This window comes from Mesorhizobium opportunistum WSM2075, from assembly GCF_000176035.2.
Taxonomy (GTDB): Bacteria; Pseudomonadota; Alphaproteobacteria; order Rhizobiales; family Rhizobiaceae; genus Mesorhizobium; species Mesorhizobium opportunistum.
In genome coordinates this window covers 3,520,430-3,538,557 of the sequence record NC_015675.1, presented here as the reverse complement: position 1 = coordinate 3,538,557, position 18,128 = coordinate 3,520,430, and the positions used below count along the sequence as shown (strand labels likewise).

The window sequence follows — 18,128 nt, the reverse complement described above, 5'->3', positions numbered from 1 at the left end:
TCAGCGGCTTGCCGGCGCGCGGCCGTAGAGCAACAGCATGGCGACGATGACCACGCCATAGATGATCTGCCGCCCCGCTTCCGGCATCTGCATGACCGACAGGATGGATTGCAGGAGCGTGATCAGGATGACGCCGGCAACGGTGCCGAGATAGGAGCCGCGCCCGCCCAGGATCGAGGTGCCACCCAGCACCACGGCAGCGATCGACGGCAGGAGGTAGGCGTCGCCCATCGACTGCGCCGCCTTGGAGGCATAGCCGGCCAGAAGCACGCCGCCAAAGGCGGAGAGCCCGCCGGAGACGGCGAAGGCGATCATCACCACGCGTCTTGTGTCGATGCCCGAGAGATAGGCGGCGCGCTCGCGGTTGCCGATGCCGTAGACGGTGCGGCCAAAGGCGGTGCGGGTCAGCACGAACACCATCGCGGCGCCGATCAGCGCCCAGATGATCACCGCATTGGGCACCGCCGGAATGGCAAAGCCCGTGGCCAGGTATCGCATGGCGCCGGTGGCCGAATCCTGAGGCGAGAAGCCGCCGGTGTAAACCACCATCAGCCCTTGCGCGACGGCGTTGGTGGCAAGCGTGATGATCATCGAGGGGATGCGCAGATAGGCGACGCCAATGCCGTTGACGATGCCGATCAGCACGCCGCAGAAGATGCCGAACGGAATGGCCAGCGCCACCCCGACCGGACCGTAGGCGGCCGCCGCGCAGGCCATCATCGCGCCTGCCGCCACCGACCATGGTACCGACAGGTCGATCTGGCCGAGCAGGACGACCAGCATCATGCCGGTGGCGATGACGCCGAGAAACGATGCCACTTTCAGCTGCTGCAGCAGATATTCAGGCGACAGGAAGCTGCGCGAATAGAGGCTGCCCAGCAACAGCAGCATCACGATGCAGGCAAAAGCCGTCAGCACCGCCGGATCGGCGCGGCGGATGAATTTCGGCATGCGGCCGGCAATGCCGCCCAAGGTCGTCTCGCTCACAGGAACCACTCCAGCCGGTTGCGGACCCGAAACAGGGCGAAGGCGCCGAGGCTGACGGCGACCAGCAGGATAACGCCCTGGAACAAGGGCTGCCAGAGCGGATCGAAATCAAACACGAACAACAGGTCGCCGATGGTGCGAAAGGCAAGCGCGCCGAAGATCGCGCCGATGGCGCTGCCCTTGCCGCCGAACAGCGAGACGCCGCCCAGCACCACCGCGGCGATCGAAAACAGCGTGTAGGCGTTGCCGCTGGCATAGGCCGCCTCGCCCGTATAGGTGAAGAAGGTCAGGAACAGGCCGCCAATCGCGGCCAGCAGCCCGGCCAGCGCGTAGGCAGCGAACTTGCCGCGCCTTATCGGCACGCCGGACATGTAGGCGGCCGTCTCCGAGGATCCGGCCGCGTAAGCCGCCCTGCCGAGCACCGAGCGGCTGAACGGCACCCAAACCACCAGCACGACGGCCAGCAGCACGACAAGGCTCGCCGGCACCACGCCGAAAACGCGGCCGGTCAGCGCATCGGCCAAATCCTCATTGACCGAACCACCCGGAAAGGGCCGCAGCAGAAGGCCGATGCCGTAATAGACAGCGCCCGTCGCAATGGTGGCGACGATCGGCTGCAGCCGCCCGTAGATCACGATGGCGCCATTGATGGCGCCGCACAACAGCCCGACCGCCAGCACGGCGACGACGCCGAGCGCCGTCTGCATCGGCGTCCCCACCACCAGCCAGGAGGCGAGACAATTGGTAAGCAGGAAGATCATGCCGACGGACAGGTCGATGCCGGCGGTGATCACCACCAGCGTTTGCGCCATGGCGACGAAGGCGAGCAGCACGCCTTTGTTCGCCGCCGTCTGCACGACATTGGCGCTGAAGCCGGCCGGATGGTTCGCGCTGTAGATGGCGAACATGACGATGAAGATGCCGAGCGCCAGCAGCGTTCCGCGCTGCTCGGCCAGCCAGTAGCGCCAATCCTTCACGCACTTGCTCCCAGGCTCACCGGGCTCTCCTTGCCATCAATGTTGAGCGCGCTCGATATCAGCGCCCGCTCGGTGATCTCGGCGCCGACCAGCTCGCGCTTGACCGCCCCGTCATAGAGCACCAGCACCCGGTCGCAGCAGCCGATCAGCTCGTCATAGTCGGTCGAATAGAACAGGATCGCCGCACCCGCATCCGCCAGCTTGCGCATCAGCTGATAGAGCTCCTGCTTGGTGCCGACATCGATGCCGCGCGTCGGATCGTTGAGCAGGATGATGCGCGGCTGGCGCATCAGCCATTTGGCGATGACCACCTTCTGCTGGTTGCCGCCCGACAGCGCGCCGACCGGAATGTCGAGCCCCGCCGTCTTGATCGCCAGAAGACCGACCATGTCGTCGATCAGCCGCTGCTCGGCCGTGCGGTCGATGATGCCGCCCCTGGACAGCCGGTCGAGCGCGGCGAAGGACAGGTTCTCGCGCACCGTCATCGGCAGCATCAACCCTTCCGTCTTGCGGTCTTCGGGAATGAGCGCCATGCCGATGCCGTCATCGCGGGCGGCCGATGGACTGGCGATCGCCACCGGTTTGCCGTCGATCAGGATTTGACCGGACAGCCCGCGCAGCACGCCGAAGAAGGCGAGCAGCAATTCGCGCTGGCCTTGGCCATCGAGGCCGCCGAGACCGACCACCTCGCCGGCCCTGACGGTCAGCGAGATGTTGTCCAGCCGGTCGGCCCAGGAAAGCTTGCGGGCCTCGAGCCTGGGGGCGGCGGTGGCAGGCACCGCCGTCGGCTTGGGCGGAAAGATGTGGCTGTATTCGCGGCCGATCATCAGTTCGACCACCTCATTGTCGCTCTTCGAGCCGGCCTTGTAGCTGGCGACATTGCGGCCGTTGCGAAACACCGTGCACTGGTCGGCCAATTCGGCGATCTCATTCATGCGGTGCGAGATATAGAGCAGCGCCAGCCCTTCCGAGCGCAGCCGCTTGAGCACCTCGAAAATCCTCGAGACATCCGCCGCCGTCAGCGCCGAGGTCGCCTCGTCGAGGATGAGGATGCGTGGCTTGCGCGCCAAGGCCTTGGCGATCTCGACCATTTGCCGGCGCGACAGCGGCAGGTCCTTCACCAACGCCAGCGGGTGGATATCGGCTGCCCCCGCGCGCGCCAGCGCATCTTCCGCGATGCGGCGCTGCGCCTTGCGGTCGATCATGCCGAAGCGTTTGGGCGGATCGGAAATGACGATGTTGTCGGCGACGCTGAGTTCGGGGATCAGCGACAATTCCTGGAAGATGCAGACGATGCCGGCCTTGTTCGCCGCACCCGGCGAAGCGAAGGTCACCTCGCGCCCGTCCAGCATCATGCGGCCCTCGTCGGGCGCCACGACACCGGCCATGACCTTGATCAATGTGGATTTGCCGGCGCCGTTTTCACCGAGGATGGCGTGGATGCTGCCGGCAGAAACCGACAGATCAGCCTTCTCCAGCGCCCGTACGCCGCCATAGCGCTTGGATATGCCTTCCATGCGCAAGAGCGGAACCGCGCCGTCCATCAGCCCTCCCCAAGGGTAATTTGCGATTGGAACAAGCGGCCGGTGCCGCGGGATTTCTCCCGCGGCATCGGCCGGTCGGATTATTTGTTTTCCTTGGTCTGGCCCATGATCTCCTGGGCCGTGAAATTGATGCCGCAGGTCGGGAAGGAATTGCCGACGAAGAAATTGTCGGACTGGTCGGGGAAGAAATCCTGGCCTGCCTTGAAGTTGGGATCCTCGACGATTGCCAACGGCAGCTTGACCGACTGCGGCACGACATTGCCTTCGAGGGCTGCTATCGCCGTCTTGATGGCGACCGCCACCTGGGCAGGACCAGTGCCGGCCGATGAGCATTTGAGCCCATCCGCCGCATGCGCCGAGCAGAATTTGCGAAAGCCATTCTCCGTTTCGCCGCCGAACGGAACAAACGGATGCTTGGCGTCCATCATCGCCTGCACGATGCCGGTATCGCCGCCCTGCCCGGTGATGCCGTCGAAAGGTCCATTGGTGGCGATCGCGTCGGCAGTCGCTTTCTGGGCCACGCCATCGTCCCACTTGCCGACCACCTCGGTGACGGCCCACTTCTTGCCGGAACCGTCGAGGACCTCATGGATGCCGGCATGGCGGTCGGTGTCGACCGAGGTGCCGGCAACGCCGCGCACTTCGAGCACCTTGCCGCCGTTCGGCACGTGCGAGACCAGCCACTTGCCCCACAATGCGCCAAGCCCCTTCTGGTCGACATTGACGTTGATGGCATCCTTGGTGTCGAGGATGTTGTCGAAGGCGACGAGCACCACACCGGCTTCCTTGGCACGCTTGATGACCGGTCCGAAGGCGGTCGGATTCTGCGCGTTGACGACGATCGCGTCAAAGCCGGAATCGATGAAGTTGTTGATCGCGGATATCTGCGCCGGAACGTCCTCGCCGGTCGAGACGACCTTGAATTCCTTCAGCTTCTTGGCGACATCCGGCTGTGCGGCATAGGCCTTGGCGGTCTGCACCATCTGGATGCGCCAGGTGTTGGCGATATAGCCGTTGGCGAGCGCAATGCGGTATGGACCGTCCTTCTTGGGGAATTTGAAGAATTGGGTATCGGCGGCCCAGGGCGCAAAACAGTCCGGCTCGGCGGCCGGCCCCTTGACGACTTCGGGCCCCGCGGCCATCGCCGCCGAACTCAACATGACGAATGCAGTGGCGGCAACGATGCCACCAACGAGTGACTTGATCATCGATATTCCTCCCATTTGCAGTTCTGATTTATCTGTTGGCTGCAGTACAATTGACGCGCTTGCTCAAGCACCTCCTGCCTTGGCCCGCCGCTGTTTCAGGCGGTCAACGCCGACCTGATCCTCTCCCTTGTCGCTCCCTCAAGCGGCTACGAAAACTATCATATTATCCATAATAAACAAGAAACATTCTGTCGCTTATGTATAATAAACAGAGTTGTTCCTCTTGTGAGTTTTCGCGAGCGCGGAATGGTAGCGCTACCAAGAAAGGCTGTAAAGTCTCATTTCAGCGGACTCTAAGATACTCAGCGGGCAGTGCTCTCGCGGCGCTTGAGCTCGAAGCCGAGATCGACGACCCGCTGCTGCGGCCTGTCGCCGCCGATCGCCGCCAGCGCCATGGCGACGGCACGCCGGCCGATTTCATAGCGATGGGTGCGGATGCTGGTGACCGAGGGAAACGCCACCTGCATCATGTCGAGATCGTTGAAGCCGACGATGCCGATGGTCTTTGGCACGTCGATCGCTGCGCGGTGGCATTCGAACAGCACGCCGAGCGCGATGTCGTCATTGTTGCAGAACACACCGTCGAGCGTCGGAACCTTGGCGAGGGCATCCCGGAACAGTTCGCGGCCGAGCGACACGCTGGACGGCACCGGCGTGGTGGTGACCAGGCGCGGATCGAACAGGCCAGCTTTTTCCATGGCGATCCGGTAGCCGGCAAGGCGGCGCTGCGAGCGCGGATCCATGCGGGCGCCGATGAAGCCGACACGACGATACCCCATCTCGATCAGGTGCTCGGTCGCCGTTCTGCCGCCGTCGAGATGCGAAAAACCGACCATCATGTCGACGGGATCGGGGCCGATCTCCATCACCTGCACCACCGGGCAACCGGCATTCTCCAGCAGTCTTCGTGAACTCGGCGTCTGATCGATGCCGGCCACGATCAGCGCTGCAGGCCGCTGCGAGCCGAACAGCTGCAATAGCCGCTCCTCCTCCAGCCCGGAATAGTGCGTGTTGCCAAGCTGGATGCGGAACGGACTGGCCGACAGGCTGTCATAGATGCCGCGCACCACTTCGGCGAAAACGTTGTTGGTGAGCGAAGGCACCAGCACGCCGAACACCTCGGCGCGCGCCGAGGCCAGCGCCCTTGCATTGGGGTCCGGCACATAGCCGAGTTCGTCGACGGCGGCCTGGATCTGGCGACGCAAATCCTGGCTGACGCGCTCCGGCTCGCGCAGCGCGCGCGACACGGTGATGGCGCCGACGCCGGCCTTGCGCGCGACATCGGATATGGTCGGGCGGCCGCCGCCCCGGCGCGAGCGCGGCTTGATCAAGGCCATGGCCCGTGCGCATGTCCGCCGAAGCGGACCCGCAATACGATCATCTGATCTGTCGCCATGTCACCGGCCCGTTGCCGCACCCTTCGGCCTTTGGCGTCGCGCAGTGCCTGTCCGTTGTCAAGCCGAGGCACTCCGCAGCGCACCGCGCCCTTTAACTCAGATGACTGCGACGGCCCTGTGCTTCGCCTTCCACATGAACAGGCCGATGGCCAGTATGTTCAACAAATTCCAGGCGATGCCGTTGAGGAATGCTGCGGCGTAGGAGCCAGTCAGATCGTAGATCCAGCCCGACATCCAGCCGCCGATCGCCATGCCGAAAATCGTCGCCATCATGACGATGCCGATACGCTGGCCGGCCTCCTTGGCAGGCAAATATTCGCGCACGATGATCGCATAGCACGGCACGATGCCGCCCTGCGACAGGCCAAACACCAGCGACACGACATAGAGCGAGGCGAGCCCGTCGAACGGGATGTAGAACAGCAGCGACAGGCATTGCAGTACCGAACCGATAAGCAAGGTTTTCGCGCCGCCGATGCGGTCGGCAATAAAGCCGGAGGCAAGCCGGCTGACGACTCCCGCCGCCATCATGATCGACAGCATGTCGGCGCCATGCGCCACCCCGTAGCCGAGATCCATGCAGTAGGCCACGATATGCACTTGCGGCATCGACATGGCCACGCAGCAGCCGAGACCGGCGACGACCAGCAGCGCCTGCAACGCCGCCGGCGACATTGGCATCGGCTGCACCGGCCGGCTTCCCGGCGAGCCGGCGGCCGCGGCCTCCGGAGCGCCGCGCCGCAGCATCAACACCAGCGGCACCATCGTAACCAGGCAAAAGATGCCGATGGCGGCATAGGTGAAGCGCCAGCCTTCCGCTTTCATCACTGTCGGCATGATGGTCGGCCAGATCGCTCCGGCAAGGTAGTTGCCTGCCGCCGCGGCTGTCACCGCGACGCCGCGCCGGCGGTTGAACCAGTGCGAGATGTCGGCGATCAGCGGCCCGAAGATCACCGAGGTGCCGACACCGATCAGTACCCCCTGGGCAAGAGTGAATTGCAGGATAGAGGTCGACAGCGCGGCCAACAGGAGGCCTGCGGATAGCGCCACGGAAGAGATCAGCGCCGGGATCCAGTAGCCCATGCGGTCGATGGCGCGGCCGACCAGCACATTACCGGCGGCGAAGCCCACCATGGTTGCGGTGTAGGGCATCGATGCCGCGGCGCGGTCGACGCCGAACTCGGCCTGCACGGCGGGCAACACCACGACAACGGCCCACATGCCCACGGCGCCGATCGTCGCCAGCAGCATCGAAATGGCAAGCCGCATCCAGGCGTAGGAACTGTCGATGCCGGGGCTCGGTCCGCTCAAGTCTGTTCGGGTCAAGGCGTTTCCTGTCGGCGATCTCGAAATCGGCTGCCGTTCGCTCCCACTATCGCCGCATTCTCGGACCGCAGCAGCGCCACGACAGGCAAATCCGTGGCTCCAGAGCGGACAAGAAATGCGGGAACCGAGGCCAATGTGTGGAGTTTTCGGGTCAGCAACCCCGCAAAGGAGTCCCAGCCATGACCGCTGCCAAGGAAAAATGGTCGGCCGAGGTGACCGAGCACAGCAACGCGATGGATCTCGAGGATCATGTCTTCGAATCCGACGATGCCAAGAAGATCGCTGCCTCGCTCAAGCGATCGGCCGAACACAGCCACAGGCGCAAGGCCGAGCCGTTTCAGTCCGCCATGTCGATGCTGAATTTCTACATCAACCGGGCCGGCAAAAACCTGCCCGCTACGCGCAAAAAGGTGCTCGAGAACGCCAAGGACGAACTGCGGGTGGCCTTCGGCCGCGAGAAAGAAGGCTAGCGCCCGGGCCTAACGCGACTTGATCACGTGATCGGTGTTGGCCAGCAATTTGCGCACCGCGTTGCGTGCTGCGTCCGGCCGCTGCAGGCGGATGTTCTTCTCGATCGCCTCATGCAGCTTTTGCGCATGGTTGAGATCGTCGACGGCCCGCGTCGTATAGGTGAAGAGATGATCGAAGGCGGATTCGATCAGGACGCCGAGCGGAACCAGCAGATCGTTGCCCGAGGCGCGCAGGATGGCAAGATGGAAGTGCGTGTCGGCGCGCGTGCGCTCCTGCAGGCTCGCCGCCTCCCCCATCTCGCGGCAGGCCTGGCTGATCTCGGCCATCTGCTCGTCGGTCCGCCGCATGGCGGCAAAGGCGGTCGCTTCCGGCTCGATGATATGACGGAACTCCTGCACCGTCTTCAGGAACACCTCGCGGTCCGGCGACGTCGCGTACCAGGCGAGCACGTCTCGGTCGAGCAGGTTCCAGCGCTCCTTGGGCTCGACCCAGCTGCCGATCTTGGGGCGTGAGGCCAAAAGGCTCTTGGCCATCAGCATCTTGATCGCCTCGCGGACCGCCGAACGGCTGACGCTGAAGGTCTCCGACCATTTGGCTTCATTGGGCAGGATGGTGCCGGGCGGATAATCGCCGCGCACGATCCGCAGACCAATCTCGCTGGCCAGTGATGTGTGGACGCTGGAGCCGGGAATGCGCGCCGCGTCGGACCGCCGAACACCGGCCGGGCGCTCAGCGGCTTTAGCCTTTTTCGGCGATTTTTCCTTGTTCGGCTTTGCGTCCCGCATGGACTTCAGAAAGGCCGGTTTGCGGAAGCTGTCAAGCACTGTCGGGCCGTTGGGCCGCAAAGCCCGCCGCTATGCACAGCCCAGCCCGTTCCGCTGCTCGATGGCGCATGTTGAGGTTCAGGTCAGGCCGGCATCACCTGAACCTCGACCTGCCTCAGGCGGTTTTGACGTATTTGCGCCAGCTATGCTCCGGTCGGAAACCCAGCATGTCGCGCGCTTTGCGGTTCGATAGCAGCGTCTCGTATTCGCCGAGTTCCGCCTTGACCGGCACATCTGGATAGAAACGCTTCAAAAGCTCCGCCGTCGGCAGATCCGACGACGTGTCGTCATTGGCGGCGTTGAACACCTGGTAGCCGAGCCCGTCCTTCTCGATAGCGCGCAGCGTGATCTGGCCGAGATCGCGCGCGTCGACATAGCTCCAGGCGATGCGCTTGCGGAAGCCCGGATCGGCGAACCATTTCGGGAACAGCGAATACTCATGCGGCTCGATGACGTTGCCGATGCGCAAGGCGTAGATGTCGGTGCCATTGCGCTGCGCGAAGGCCCGCGCCGTCTTCTCGTTGACGATCTTGGACAAAGCGTAGCTGTCCATCGGATCGACATCATACTCCTCGTCGAGCGGGAAATATTTGGGGTCCCGCGGCTCGTTGGCGAAGACGAGGCCGTAGGTCGTCTCGCTGGATGCGACGATCACCTTGCGGATGCCAAGCTTCACCGCGGCCTCGATGACATTGTAGGTGCCCATCGCATTGATGCGGAACACCTCATTGTCGGGCGTGATCATGATGCGCGGGATGGCGGCAAAATGCACCACCGCATCCACCGGCTGCGGGCGCAGCGACGGGTCGAATTCGTGCAGGCCCATATAGCTCGACAACGCGTTGAACACCTGCCCGCTGTCGGTGATATCCGTGATCAGCGTGCGCACCTTGGGATTGTCGAGCGGCTTGGTGTCGATGTTGAGCACCTGGCAGCCCTGCTCGACAAGATACTGCACGACATGACGCCCAGCCTTGCCGCTGCCGCCGGTGAACATGATCCGCTTCGTCATTGTGGTCTCCATGACAGGCTCTGGAATTCCCGTGTATTGTCAGACAATATTGCTTTCTGCAACCGCGTAGGGCTAAAACGGCGGCGCTATTATCAATAATCTGGGATAGGACTGATAACATGAACACGACTGCCGCGCGCGAGACGATCGGCTTCATCGGCCTTGGTCTGATGGGACACGGGATCGCCAAGAACATCGTCGACAAGGGCTATCCCCTGACGTTCCTCGGCCGCAAGAACCGCAAACCGGCGGAAGATCTTCTGGGCCGTGGCGCCAAGGAAGCCTCGACCTCGCGCGATGTCGCCGCGGCATCGACGATCGTCTTCATCTGCGTCACCGGTTCGCGGGAAGTCGAGGCCATCATCCGCGGCCCGGGCGGCCTCAAGGAGGGGTTGAGAAAAGGCTCGGTCGTCGTCGATTGCTCGACCTCCGATCCGGTCTCGACCGTGGCACTGGCGACCGAACTCAAGGCGCTGGGCATCGACTATGTCGACGCACCGCTGAGCCGCACGCCGAAGGAAGCCTGGGAAGGCACGCTCGACGCGATGGTCGGCGGGCCCGACGCTCTCTTTGCCCGGGTGAAGCCAGTGATCGAAACCTGGGCCGGCCGCATCGTCCACATCGGCGACACAGGTGACGGCCACCGCATGAAGCTGCTCAACAATTTCATCTCGCTGGGCTATGCCGCGATCTATTCCGAAGCGCTGGCCCTGGCGCAAAAGGTCGGCATCTCGCCGCCGCGTTTCGACAGCGTCATCCGCAACGGCCGCATGGATTGCGGCTTTTACCAGACCTTCATGCGCTGGACGCTGGAAGGCGATCGCGACGCGCACAAGTTCACCATCGCCAACGCCTTCAAGGATCTGACCTATCTGGAATCGATGGCGGGTGCCGCCGGCATTGCCAACCCGCTCGGCAACGCCACCAAGAACTCCTTCGCCGGCGCCCATGCCACAGGCCCGGCCGAGCAGTTCGTGCCGATGCTGGCCACCCATATCGGCAAGGTCAACGGCGTCGACCTGATGCCCATGAAGGACGGCAAGAAGCAGACGATTTGAAAGAGCAGTTTTCCCGGGGAAAGTGCGTAGCGCTTTCCCCAGGGAAATTGCGTCAAAACAAGGAGCTGGGGCAGCTAGGCGGCCTTACCGCCGGCCCCTTCCGATCCCTTCATCGGTGTCCGCAAGCAGCTTGTGCACCGCATTGCGCGCCGCCGCCGGGCGCTGCAGGCGAATGCTTTTCTCGATCGCTTCGTGCAATTTCTGCGCTCGCGGCTGGTCGCCGACCTGCCGCGTCGTGAACACGAAGAGATGGTCGAGCGCGGACTCGATCAACACGCCGAGCGGCACCAGCAGGTCGTTGCCCGAGGCGCGCAGGATGGCGAGGTGGAAGCGTGTATCGGCGCGGATGCGTTCCGGCAGGTTCGCCGCCTCGCCCATCTCGCGGCAGGCCTGGCTGATCTCGGCCATCTGCTCGTCGTTGCGCCTTATGGCGGCAAAGGCGGATGCTTCCGGTTCGATGATGTGACGGAACTCCTGCACGGTGCGCAGGAACGCTTCGCGGTCGGGTGCGGTCGCGTACCAGGCAAGCACGTCGCGGTCGAGCAGGTTCCAGCGCTCCTTCGGCTCGACCCAGCTGCCGATCTTGGGGCGTGATGCCAAAAGGCTCTTGGCCATCAGCATCTTGATCGCCTCGCGCACCGCCGAGCGGCTGACGTTGAAGGTCTCGGCCCATTTGGCTTCGTTGGGCAGGATGCTGCCGGGCGGATAATCGCCGCGCACGATCCTGAGGCCGATCTCGCTGGCCAGCGAGGCATGGACGCTAGACCCCGAAAAGTGCGCGGCATCCACTCTGCGCGCCGCCGGATCGCGGTTGGCTTGCACCTTGGCCCGGCTGGCTTGTTTCTTTGCCTTTTCGTCCGGCATTCACGTTCCAATAGGTTCGGCCGTCTGTCGCCCGGATCGATCCGGATCTGCGCGGCGCCGATCCCGTTGCCGAATTCAAACTCTGGACGCGTCAAAGCTGGAGCCAATTGCCCCGGCTACCGCGTCTTCTGAAGGTTCGATGGAACGGGGCGCCCGTCGCCGGGCGCCCCGAAGTTGCAGCCTATTTCTGGATGCAGGTGTCGACCGTGTCCTTGGTGCATTCGTCGAGGCCGGTGAAGACCGGATCGTCGACCTTCTTGCCCTCGATGAGGTCGATCATCACCGACGGCGCCTTGTAGCCCATCTCGAACGGCCGCTGACCGACCAGCGCGGTGACAAGGCCGTCTCTGGCGATCGCCACCTCGTCGCCGATCGTGTCGGCGGCGCCGATGACGAAGTCGTTCTTGGCCAGCCGGTCCTTGAGCGGGCCGACCAGGTCGCGATAGGGCTGCGGCGCGCCGAACAGCGGCCAGCCGCCCATGATGCCGAACGCATCGAGCTTGGGGTTGGCGGCGAGGATGTCGGTCATCGCCTGAACGCCCTTGGCGCCGTCGTCATTGGTGAACACCGGACAGCCTGCGACTTCGGTCCAGCCACCTTCGCCGGCAAGCGCCGAGAGCCCTTCCTTGCCCGTCAGTGCGTCGCGCATGCCTTGCGCGCGGCGCAGGATGTTGTCGGCCGCCGGATTGCCCTCGATGGTGCAGATCGTGCCGCCATTCGGCTTGGCCTTCTTGATGTATTCGCCGATCTTCTTGCCCATCAGGTAGTTGTCGGTACCGAGATAGGTCTTGCGAAGCGCGGCGTCGTCCTTGGAAAGGTCGGCGTCGACGGTCATGATCGGGATCGTCGGATTGGCGGACTTGATCGTCTGCGCGATCAGCGGCGCGTTGGACGGCGAGATCGCCATCGCGACCGTGTCGGCCTTGCTCAGCATGTCCTGGACGATCTGTGCTTCGCCGGCTTCGTCGGAAGTCGACGCCGGGCCGGTGTAGAAGCATTCATATTCCGAGCTGGCGTTTTCCTTGTTCCACTTCTCGCAGCCTTGGTGGATGGCCTCGAAGAACGGATTGTCGAGACCTTTCACCACGATGACGAGTTGCTTCTTGGCCAATGCCGGCCCGGCGCCCAACGCCATGGCGGCGACGGCGGCGAGCAAAAGTGTTTTCCTCATGTCAGTCCTCCCTTGGAAACAGACGGACACGGCGTGCCCGCCACACAAACCAGCCCGGATGCAAGATGACGAAGGCGCGAGCGCTCGTGCCATCAAGTCAGGCCGATGAGCATTTTCAGATACGACCGGGCCGGCATTCGCCGGCACGATCGATAATAACCTCCAGCCGCTCCCGTCGCCGATGATGGCGTCAAGGGAACCAGCGTATCTTCCTCCGGCTCCCAGCTAATAACGGCGGACGGCCAACGTCAATTGCAATTTGTCCTACAAAACTGATTTTTCAAAACAGCACGAAACTATTCGTCTGACAATTGGATTTTCTTGTGCATGCGACAATTGACGCCCGCGCGGCCATTCGCGTAAATGCCGGTCATCGCTGGTTCCGGGAGGATCTGGGAGCGCGACGTGAAGGCAGCACCCTAGCTTGGGTATGCGGCAAACATGGGAGGCAATAGGCTGGTGGCGGTTCTCGAACTCACCAATATCTCGAAGCATTTCGGCGCCATCCAGGCGGTCAACGACGTGTCGCTGTCGATCGAGCCCGGCCAGGTCGTCGGCCTGATGGGCGACAATGGCGCGGGCAAATCGACATTGGTCAAGATGATCGCCGGCAATTTCCACGCGAGCCATGGCATCATGCGCATGGACGGCAAGGAATTGATCCTGAACAAGCCGGCGGAAGCCCGCCAGCACGGCATCGAGATCGTCCACCAGGACCTTGCGCTCTGCAACAATCTGACAGCCGCCGCCAATGTCTATCTCGGCCGCGAACTGCGGCGCGGCGTCGGCCCATTCCGCATCCTCGACTATGCCGCCATGTACAAACGCGCCGGCCAGCTCTTCGCCGAGTTGAAATCCGAGACCCGCCCGCGCGATCTCGTCAAGCAGATGTCGGGCGGCCAGCGCCAGGCGGTGGCGATTGCCCGCACCATGCTGTCGCAAGCCAAGATCGTGCTGATGGACGAACCGACGGCGGCGATCTCGGTCAGGCAGGTCGCCGAAGTGCTCAACCTGATCCGCCATCTGCGCGACCAGGGCATCGCCGTGGTGCTGATCAGCCACCGCATGCCCGACGTGTTCGACGTCGCCGACCGCGTCATCGTCATGCGGCGCGGACGCAAGGTCGCCGACAAGGCAATCGCATCGAGTTCGCCCGAGGAAGTCACCGGGCTCATCACTGGCGCCATCGAGCAGGTCTCGTGAGCGCGGCTAATTTCACCAGGCTGGCGCGTATCGCAGCCGGCAGGAAAGGTCGATAATGGCAGCCACCCTTGACCAGACGATCGCACAGAAGCAGCACAGTTTCCTGTCGCGGCTGTTCTCCACCCAGACCTTCTGGGTGGTGATCGCCGTCATCCTGGCCTGCATTTTCCTGTCGTTCGCAACCGACGCCTTCGCCACATCGAAAAACCTCTACAACATCACCCGCAACATCACCTTTGTCGCCATCATCGCGCTCGGCATGACCTTCGTCATCATCACCGGGGGCATCGACCTGTCGGTCGGCTCGGTGCTGTGCCTGTCGTCGATGGTGCTAGCCGTCACCATGCATGCCGGCTACTCGATCGAGGTCGGCATCCTGGCTTCGATCGCCACCGCGCTCGCCATCGGCGCCTTCAACGGCATTTTGATCGCCTATCTCGGCTTTCCGCCGTTCGTGGTGACGCTCGGCATGCTATCGATTGCCCGCAGCCTGGCCATGGTCGCCTCCAACAACACCGTCGTCTTCCAATTCGGCCCGGACCACGACAAGCTTCTGGCGCTCGGCGGCGGCGCCTGGGTGTTCGGCATCGCCAATCCGGTGCTCTACATGATCCTGCTGGGGCTGATCACCGGCTTCATCCTGCGCTGGACCAAATTCGGCCGCCACATCTTCGCCATCGGTGGCAACGAGCATGCGGCGACGCTGACCGGCGTCCCGGTGAAGCAGATCAAGGTCGCCGTCTACATGATCTCGGCGCTTTCAGCCGGCATTGCCGGCATCATCCAGACCGGGTGGCTGGGCGCCGTCACCACCAATCTCGGCACCGGCATGGAGCTTCAGGTGATCGCCGCCACCGTCATCGGCGGCGCCAATCTGGCCGGCGGCGTCGGCACCGCCTTCGGCGCCATCGTCGGTGCGGCCCTCATCGAGGTGATCCGCAACAGCCTTGGCCTGCTCGGCATCAATGCCTTCTGGCAGGGCGTGTTCATCGGCGGCGCCATTCTGATGGCCGTGCTGTTCGACCGCATCCGCAATTTCAGACGCAGCGACTGAAGCTCAAGCGCCTGTCCTTCTCCCACAAGGGACCCCGTCCTTCTCCCACAGTGAGAAGGGCGAAGCGTTATTCGTTCTGGTTCCTATCGTTCAGTCTGAAAATCGGCTGAAGCGGCCTGTCATGGCTATCGGCTAACAGCCGATAGCTTGACGGAAGCGGACAACCGGCCGCACAATCCTGGATGCAGGCGAAGGGAGGCCAGTCGCCTGCGGGAGGATATACCCATGACGGAAGCGATCAGGCTCTACTGGGGCCGGTTCGGACATGTTTCTGTCCTGAATGTCGCGAGCGACTTCGTCACCCATGCCCATGTCGAGGCACATCTGATCATCTGGCTTGAAGGCACCGCCGGCGAGATGACCATCGGCCGAGAGACCGTCCGGCTCGGACCATGCACCGCCGCTGGCATCAATTCCTTCCAGCCGCACAGCCATGTCCTGTCGCAGAACGGGACGCCCGGTCTGTTTCTCGCCTTCTATATCGATCCCGACTGGGCACGCCGCCGCCGCGACCTGCCCTCTTCCGCACCGCTGTTTTCGCAGGCGGCAATCACGCTGGAACCTTGGTTGCACCAGGCTGCCGCCAGCCTGCTCGACCATCTGACCGACAATGAAAGCATCGACGACGTCGCCAATTACGAGATCGAGCGCTTCATCGACAGTGTGCTCGATGCCGCCGACGCCTCGGCGCCGCAGGAGGCGCGCGCCCGCATCAGCACCATGCAGGATTTCCGCGTCCGCAAGGCGATCCAGCTGATGAAGGCCAATGTCTGCGAGCGCATCTCCTTCGACGACGTGGCGCGCAGCGTCGGCCTGTCGCGGCCGCATTTCTTCGCTTTGTTCAAGGAACAGACCAATTTGACGCCCAATGTCTACTGGAACACGCTGCGCATGGAGGAAGCGGTGCGGCAGCTGCAGTGGTCGCAGGAGCCGCTGATTTCGGTCGCCTGCAACCTCGGCTTCACCACGCAAGGCAATTTCTCGCGCTTCTTCCGCGACCATGTCGGCGTGCCGCCGACGCTCTACCGCGAGGCCGCGCGCGCAACTGCCTGAGCCCCGACGCCTGTTTTTCAGACTCCTTGATACGCGCCCAAGACGCATTGATAAGCGCCCTTGAAATGGCCGCCCTACCCTTGCCCGACTGTCGCATTCGCAAGGGAACATCATATGCCGAAAGTCACCATCTCAAGCGTCATCGACGCGCCGGTCGAAAAGGTCTGGGCGCGCATACGCGACTTCAACGGCCTGCCGGGCTGGCATCCGCGCATGGTCGAGAGCCATATCGAGGACGGCAAGGACGCCTCGACGATTGGCTGCGTGCGCAACTTCCAGCTCGCCAGCGGCGCGCGCCTGCGCGAAAAACTGCTCGATTTCTCCGATGACAATTTCCTCGTCAGCTATTCCATCCTGGAAACGCCGCAACCGCTGACCAACCACAAGGCAACGCTGCAGCTCAGGCGCGTCACCGACGGCGACCGCACCTATGCCGAATGGACAGCCAGCTTCGACGCCGCGCCCGAGGACGCCGACAAGCTGGCCGAGGGCATGGGCACGAATGTCTTCCAGGGCGGCTTCAACGCCCTGAAAAGCCATTTCGCCGGCCAGAGCTGAAGGAGCGGGCCATGGCGCTGGCACTGCAGACTTTTGCAACGGTAAAGGATGCGAACGCGGCGCTGAAGGCGGCCGGCACCCGCTATCTCGGCGGCGGCACGCTGGTTATCCGCGCGGCCAATGAAGGCGACGTCTCGGTTTCCGGCCTTGTCAGGTCGACCGACCCGGCCCTGTCGGCCATTGCGGTCGCCGGCGGCAAGGCCCGCATCGGCGCTTCCGTGACCATGGCGGCGATCGCCCGCCATTCTGAACTGGGCCCGCTCGCCAAGGCCGCGCGCGCCGTCGGTGGTCCGGCGGTCCGCAACATGGCAACCGTCGGCGGCAATCTGTTTGCGCCCTCACCCTATGGCGATTTCGCGGTTGCCTTGCTGGCGCTCGATGCCACGGTCGGCACCGATGACGGCGAATTGCCCATCGAAGGCTTCCTGGCCGGGCGGAACAACAGCCGCGTCATAGTCACCTCGGTAAGCTTTTCACTTCCAAGTGCCGACAGCTTCCGCTTCCTGAAAGTGTCGCGGATCAAGCCCAAGGGTGTCTCCGTGCTCAGCATCGCCGCCGTTCTGGAGCGGGCTGCCGACGGCACAGTCTCCTCGGCGCGGATCGCGCTCGGTTGCATGGCCGATCGCCCGATGCGCGCCAGGGCGGCGGAAAAGGCGCTGCTCGGCCGAAGCCTGACCAAGGACGGCATCGCCCCAGCGCTGGCTGCCGCAAGCGAAGGCATCTCGCCGATCACCGATCCGATCGCCAGTGCCTGGTATCGCGCTGAAGTCCTGCCGGTCCATCTCGGCCGGCTATTGCTTGGTTAAACATCCGTCGGGGGGCGCGCGTCTGTCCGATTGCTCGGGCAGGCGCGCAAGGAGGAAACATGGCGAAAGTCCCGGTTCAATTCACGCTCAACGGCTCTGAAAAAACCGAATTCATCGAAGGCGGCACAACGCTGCTCAACGCCCTGCGCGACAAGATCGGCGATACCTCGCCGAAGGGCGGCTGCCATCAGGGCACTTGCGGCGCCTGCACCGTCATCGTCGACGGCGAGCTCCGGCTCTCCTGCCTGACGCTGGCCGAGACCTGCGATGGCGCCGCCATCACCACCACGTCCGGCCTCGCCGAGGGCGGCGTGCTGCATCCGCTGCAGCGCGCATTCCTCGACACATTCGCCACGCAATGCGGCTTCTGCACGCCAGGCATGATCATGGCCGCCAAGGTGCTGCTCGATCACACCCCCAACCCCAGCCGCGACGAGGTGATCGAGGCGCTGTCGGGCAACATCTGCCGCTGCACCGGCTACGAGCCGATCATCCAGGCGGTGCTTACCGCCGCGCGCGCCAATTCGCAGAACGCCGCCTAGAGCCGGATGATTTCAGGTCGAATCGACCTGAAACCTGAATCCGATTCTAAATCAAAGAGATAGAGCATGATGT

Annotated in this window: 18 protein-coding genes; 8 read left to right on the top strand and 10 right to left on the bottom strand. The window is 63.5% G+C overall.

The features are described 5' to 3' along the window. The 6 genes from MESOP_RS17035 to MESOP_RS17010 all read right to left on the bottom strand — a co-directional run bounded on the left by MESOP_RS17035 (position 1) and on the right by MESOP_RS17010 (position 7,439). Positions 1–987: an ABC transporter permease gene (locus MESOP_RS17035; RefSeq protein ID WP_013894577.1), complete on the bottom strand. Its 987-nt coding sequence runs from the start codon at positions 985–987 to the stop codon at positions 1–3. Next, a complete protein-coding gene (locus MESOP_RS17030; RefSeq protein ID WP_013894576.1) occupies positions 984–1,964 on the bottom strand; it encodes an ABC transporter permease in 981 nt (326 codons plus the stop codon). Before MESOP_RS17030 ends, MESOP_RS17035 begins: the two co-directional genes overlap by 4 nt. Then, positions 1,961–3,508: a sugar ABC transporter ATP-binding protein gene (locus MESOP_RS17025; protein ID WP_013894575.1), complete on the bottom strand. Its 1,548-nt coding sequence runs from the start codon at positions 3,506–3,508 to the stop codon at positions 1,961–1,963. Before MESOP_RS17025 ends, MESOP_RS17030 begins: the two co-directional genes overlap by 4 nt. An 80-nt stretch (positions 3,509–3,588) precedes the next feature. Next, positions 3,589–4,716: a sugar ABC transporter substrate-binding protein gene (locus MESOP_RS17020; protein ID WP_013894574.1), complete on the bottom strand. Its 1,128-nt coding sequence runs from the start codon at positions 4,714–4,716 to the stop codon at positions 3,589–3,591. Positions 4,717–5,018: 302 nt separating this feature from the next. Beyond that, a complete protein-coding gene (gene gntR / locus MESOP_RS17015; protein WP_013894573.1) occupies positions 5,019–6,053 on the bottom strand; it encodes an HTH-type transcriptional regulator GntR in 1,035 nt (344 codons plus the stop codon). Between the two features lie 156 nt (positions 6,054–6,209). Then, complete coding sequence (locus tag MESOP_RS17010; RefSeq protein WP_013894572.1) at positions 6,210–7,439, bottom strand: MFS transporter; 1,230 nt, start codon at positions 7,437–7,439, stop codon at positions 6,210–6,212. A 179-nt stretch (positions 7,440–7,618) separates the two neighbouring features. On the opposite strand from MESOP_RS17010, the gene MESOP_RS17005 reads away from it, so the two are divergent. After that, the gene (locus MESOP_RS17005; protein WP_023768265.1) at positions 7,619–7,909 is read left to right on the top strand and encodes a DUF3175 domain-containing protein; all 291 of its coding nucleotides are present in this window, start codon (positions 7,619–7,621) and stop codon (positions 7,907–7,909) included. Between the two features lie 9 nt (positions 7,910–7,918). Here MESOP_RS17005 and MESOP_RS17000 read toward each other — a convergent pair whose 3' ends face one another. Then, positions 7,919–8,695, bottom strand: a complete 777-nt coding sequence (locus MESOP_RS17000) for a FadR/GntR family transcriptional regulator (RefSeq protein WP_013894570.1) — start codon at positions 8,693–8,695, stop codon at positions 7,919–7,921. Between the two features lie 154 nt (positions 8,696–8,849). Then, positions 8,850–9,746, bottom strand: coding sequence for an NAD-dependent epimerase/dehydratase family protein (locus MESOP_RS16995; RefSeq protein ID WP_013894569.1), 897 nt, complete (start codon positions 9,744–9,746; stop codon positions 8,850–8,852). Between the two features lie 119 nt (positions 9,747–9,865). On the opposite strand from MESOP_RS16995, the gene MESOP_RS16990 reads away from it, so the two are divergent. Continuing rightward, positions 9,866–10,804, top strand: coding sequence for an NAD(P)-dependent oxidoreductase (locus tag MESOP_RS16990; RefSeq protein WP_013894568.1), 939 nt, complete (start codon positions 9,866–9,868; stop codon positions 10,802–10,804). An 84-nt stretch (positions 10,805–10,888) separates the two neighbouring features. Here MESOP_RS16990 and MESOP_RS16985 read toward each other — a convergent pair whose 3' ends face one another. Beyond that, positions 10,889–11,668, bottom strand: a complete 780-nt coding sequence (locus MESOP_RS16985; protein WP_013894567.1) for a FadR/GntR family transcriptional regulator — start codon at positions 11,666–11,668, stop codon at positions 10,889–10,891. 181 nt (positions 11,669–11,849) lie between these two features. After that, entirely contained in the window at positions 11,850–12,839 is a 990-nt protein-coding gene (locus tag MESOP_RS16980; protein ID WP_013894566.1) for a sugar-binding protein, read from the bottom strand. Positions 12,840–13,298: 459 nt separating this feature from the next. Here MESOP_RS16980 and MESOP_RS16975 point away from each other — a divergent pair, with 459 nt between their 5' ends. From MESOP_RS16975 to MESOP_RS16950, 6 genes are all read left to right on the top strand, one after another. Continuing rightward, positions 13,299–14,042: an ATP-binding cassette domain-containing protein gene (locus tag MESOP_RS16975; RefSeq protein WP_013894565.1), complete on the top strand. Its 744-nt coding sequence runs from the start codon at positions 13,299–13,301 to the stop codon at positions 14,040–14,042. Between the two features lie 55 nt (positions 14,043–14,097). Next, positions 14,098–15,096: an ABC transporter permease gene (locus tag MESOP_RS16970; RefSeq protein ID WP_013894564.1), complete on the top strand. Its 999-nt coding sequence runs from the start codon at positions 14,098–14,100 to the stop codon at positions 15,094–15,096. 225 nt (positions 15,097–15,321) lie between these two features. After that, entirely contained in the window at positions 15,322–16,149 is an 828-nt protein-coding gene (locus tag MESOP_RS16965; RefSeq protein ID WP_013894563.1) for a helix-turn-helix domain-containing protein, read from the top strand. A gap of 114 nt (positions 16,150–16,263) precedes the next feature. Beyond that, positions 16,264–16,707, top strand: a complete 444-nt coding sequence (locus tag MESOP_RS16960) for an SRPBCC family protein (RefSeq protein ID WP_013894562.1) — start codon at positions 16,264–16,266, stop codon at positions 16,705–16,707. Positions 16,708–16,718: 11 nt separating this feature from the next. Next, positions 16,719–17,513 carry an FAD binding domain-containing protein gene (locus tag MESOP_RS16955; RefSeq protein WP_013894561.1) on the top strand — a complete coding sequence of 265 codons (795 nt, stop codon included), beginning with the start codon at positions 16,719–16,721 and terminating at the stop codon, positions 17,511–17,513. A 59-nt stretch (positions 17,514–17,572) separates the two neighbouring features. Beyond that, positions 17,573–18,055, top strand: a complete 483-nt coding sequence (locus MESOP_RS16950; RefSeq protein WP_013894560.1) for a (2Fe-2S)-binding protein — start codon at positions 17,573–17,575, stop codon at positions 18,053–18,055. The last annotated feature ends 73 nt before the right edge of the window (positions 18,056–18,128 follow it).

What these genes read in the sequence shown, in the direction of transcription:
- MESOP_RS17025 (WP_013894575.1), bottom strand. Translation starts at nt 3,508, where the DNA reads ATGGACGGCGCGGTTCCGCTCTTGCGCATGGAAGGCATATCCAAGCGC.
- MESOP_RS17020 (WP_013894574.1), bottom strand. Translation starts at nt 4,716, where the DNA reads ATGATCAAGTCACTCGTTGGTGGCATCGTTGCCGCCACTGCATTCGTC.
- gntR (WP_013894573.1), bottom strand. Translation starts at nt 6,053, where the DNA reads ATGGCCTTGATCAAGCCGCGCTCGCGCCGGGGCGGCGGCCGCCCGACC.
- MESOP_RS17005 (WP_023768265.1), top strand. Translation starts at nt 7,619, where the DNA reads ATGACCGCTGCCAAGGAAAAATGGTCGGCCGAGGTGACCGAGCACAGC.
- MESOP_RS17000 (WP_013894570.1), bottom strand. Translation starts at nt 8,695, where the DNA reads ATGCGGGACGCAAAGCCGAACAAGGAAAAATCGCCGAAAAAGGCTAAA.
- MESOP_RS16995 (WP_013894569.1), bottom strand. Translation starts at nt 9,746, where the DNA reads ATGACGAAGCGGATCATGTTCACCGGCGGCAGCGGCAAGGCTGGGCGT.
- MESOP_RS16990 (WP_013894568.1), top strand. Translation starts at nt 9,866, where the DNA reads ATGAACACGACTGCCGCGCGCGAGACGATCGGCTTCATCGGCCTTGGT.
- MESOP_RS16985 (WP_013894567.1), bottom strand. Translation starts at nt 11,668, where the DNA reads ATGCCGGACGAAAAGGCAAAGAAACAAGCCAGCCGGGCCAAGGTGCAA.
- MESOP_RS16980 (WP_013894566.1), bottom strand. Translation starts at nt 12,839, where the DNA reads ATGAGGAAAACACTTTTGCTCGCCGCCGTCGCCGCCATGGCGTTGGGC.
- MESOP_RS16970 (WP_013894564.1), top strand. Translation starts at nt 14,098, where the DNA reads ATGGCAGCCACCCTTGACCAGACGATCGCACAGAAGCAGCACAGTTTC.
- MESOP_RS16965 (WP_013894563.1), top strand. Translation starts at nt 15,322, where the DNA reads ATGACGGAAGCGATCAGGCTCTACTGGGGCCGGTTCGGACATGTTTCT.
- MESOP_RS16960 (WP_013894562.1), top strand. Translation starts at nt 16,264, where the DNA reads ATGCCGAAAGTCACCATCTCAAGCGTCATCGACGCGCCGGTCGAAAAG.
- MESOP_RS16955 (WP_013894561.1), top strand. Translation starts at nt 16,719, where the DNA reads ATGGCGCTGGCACTGCAGACTTTTGCAACGGTAAAGGATGCGAACGCG.
- MESOP_RS16950 (WP_013894560.1), top strand. Translation starts at nt 17,573, where the DNA reads ATGGCGAAAGTCCCGGTTCAATTCACGCTCAACGGCTCTGAAAAAACC.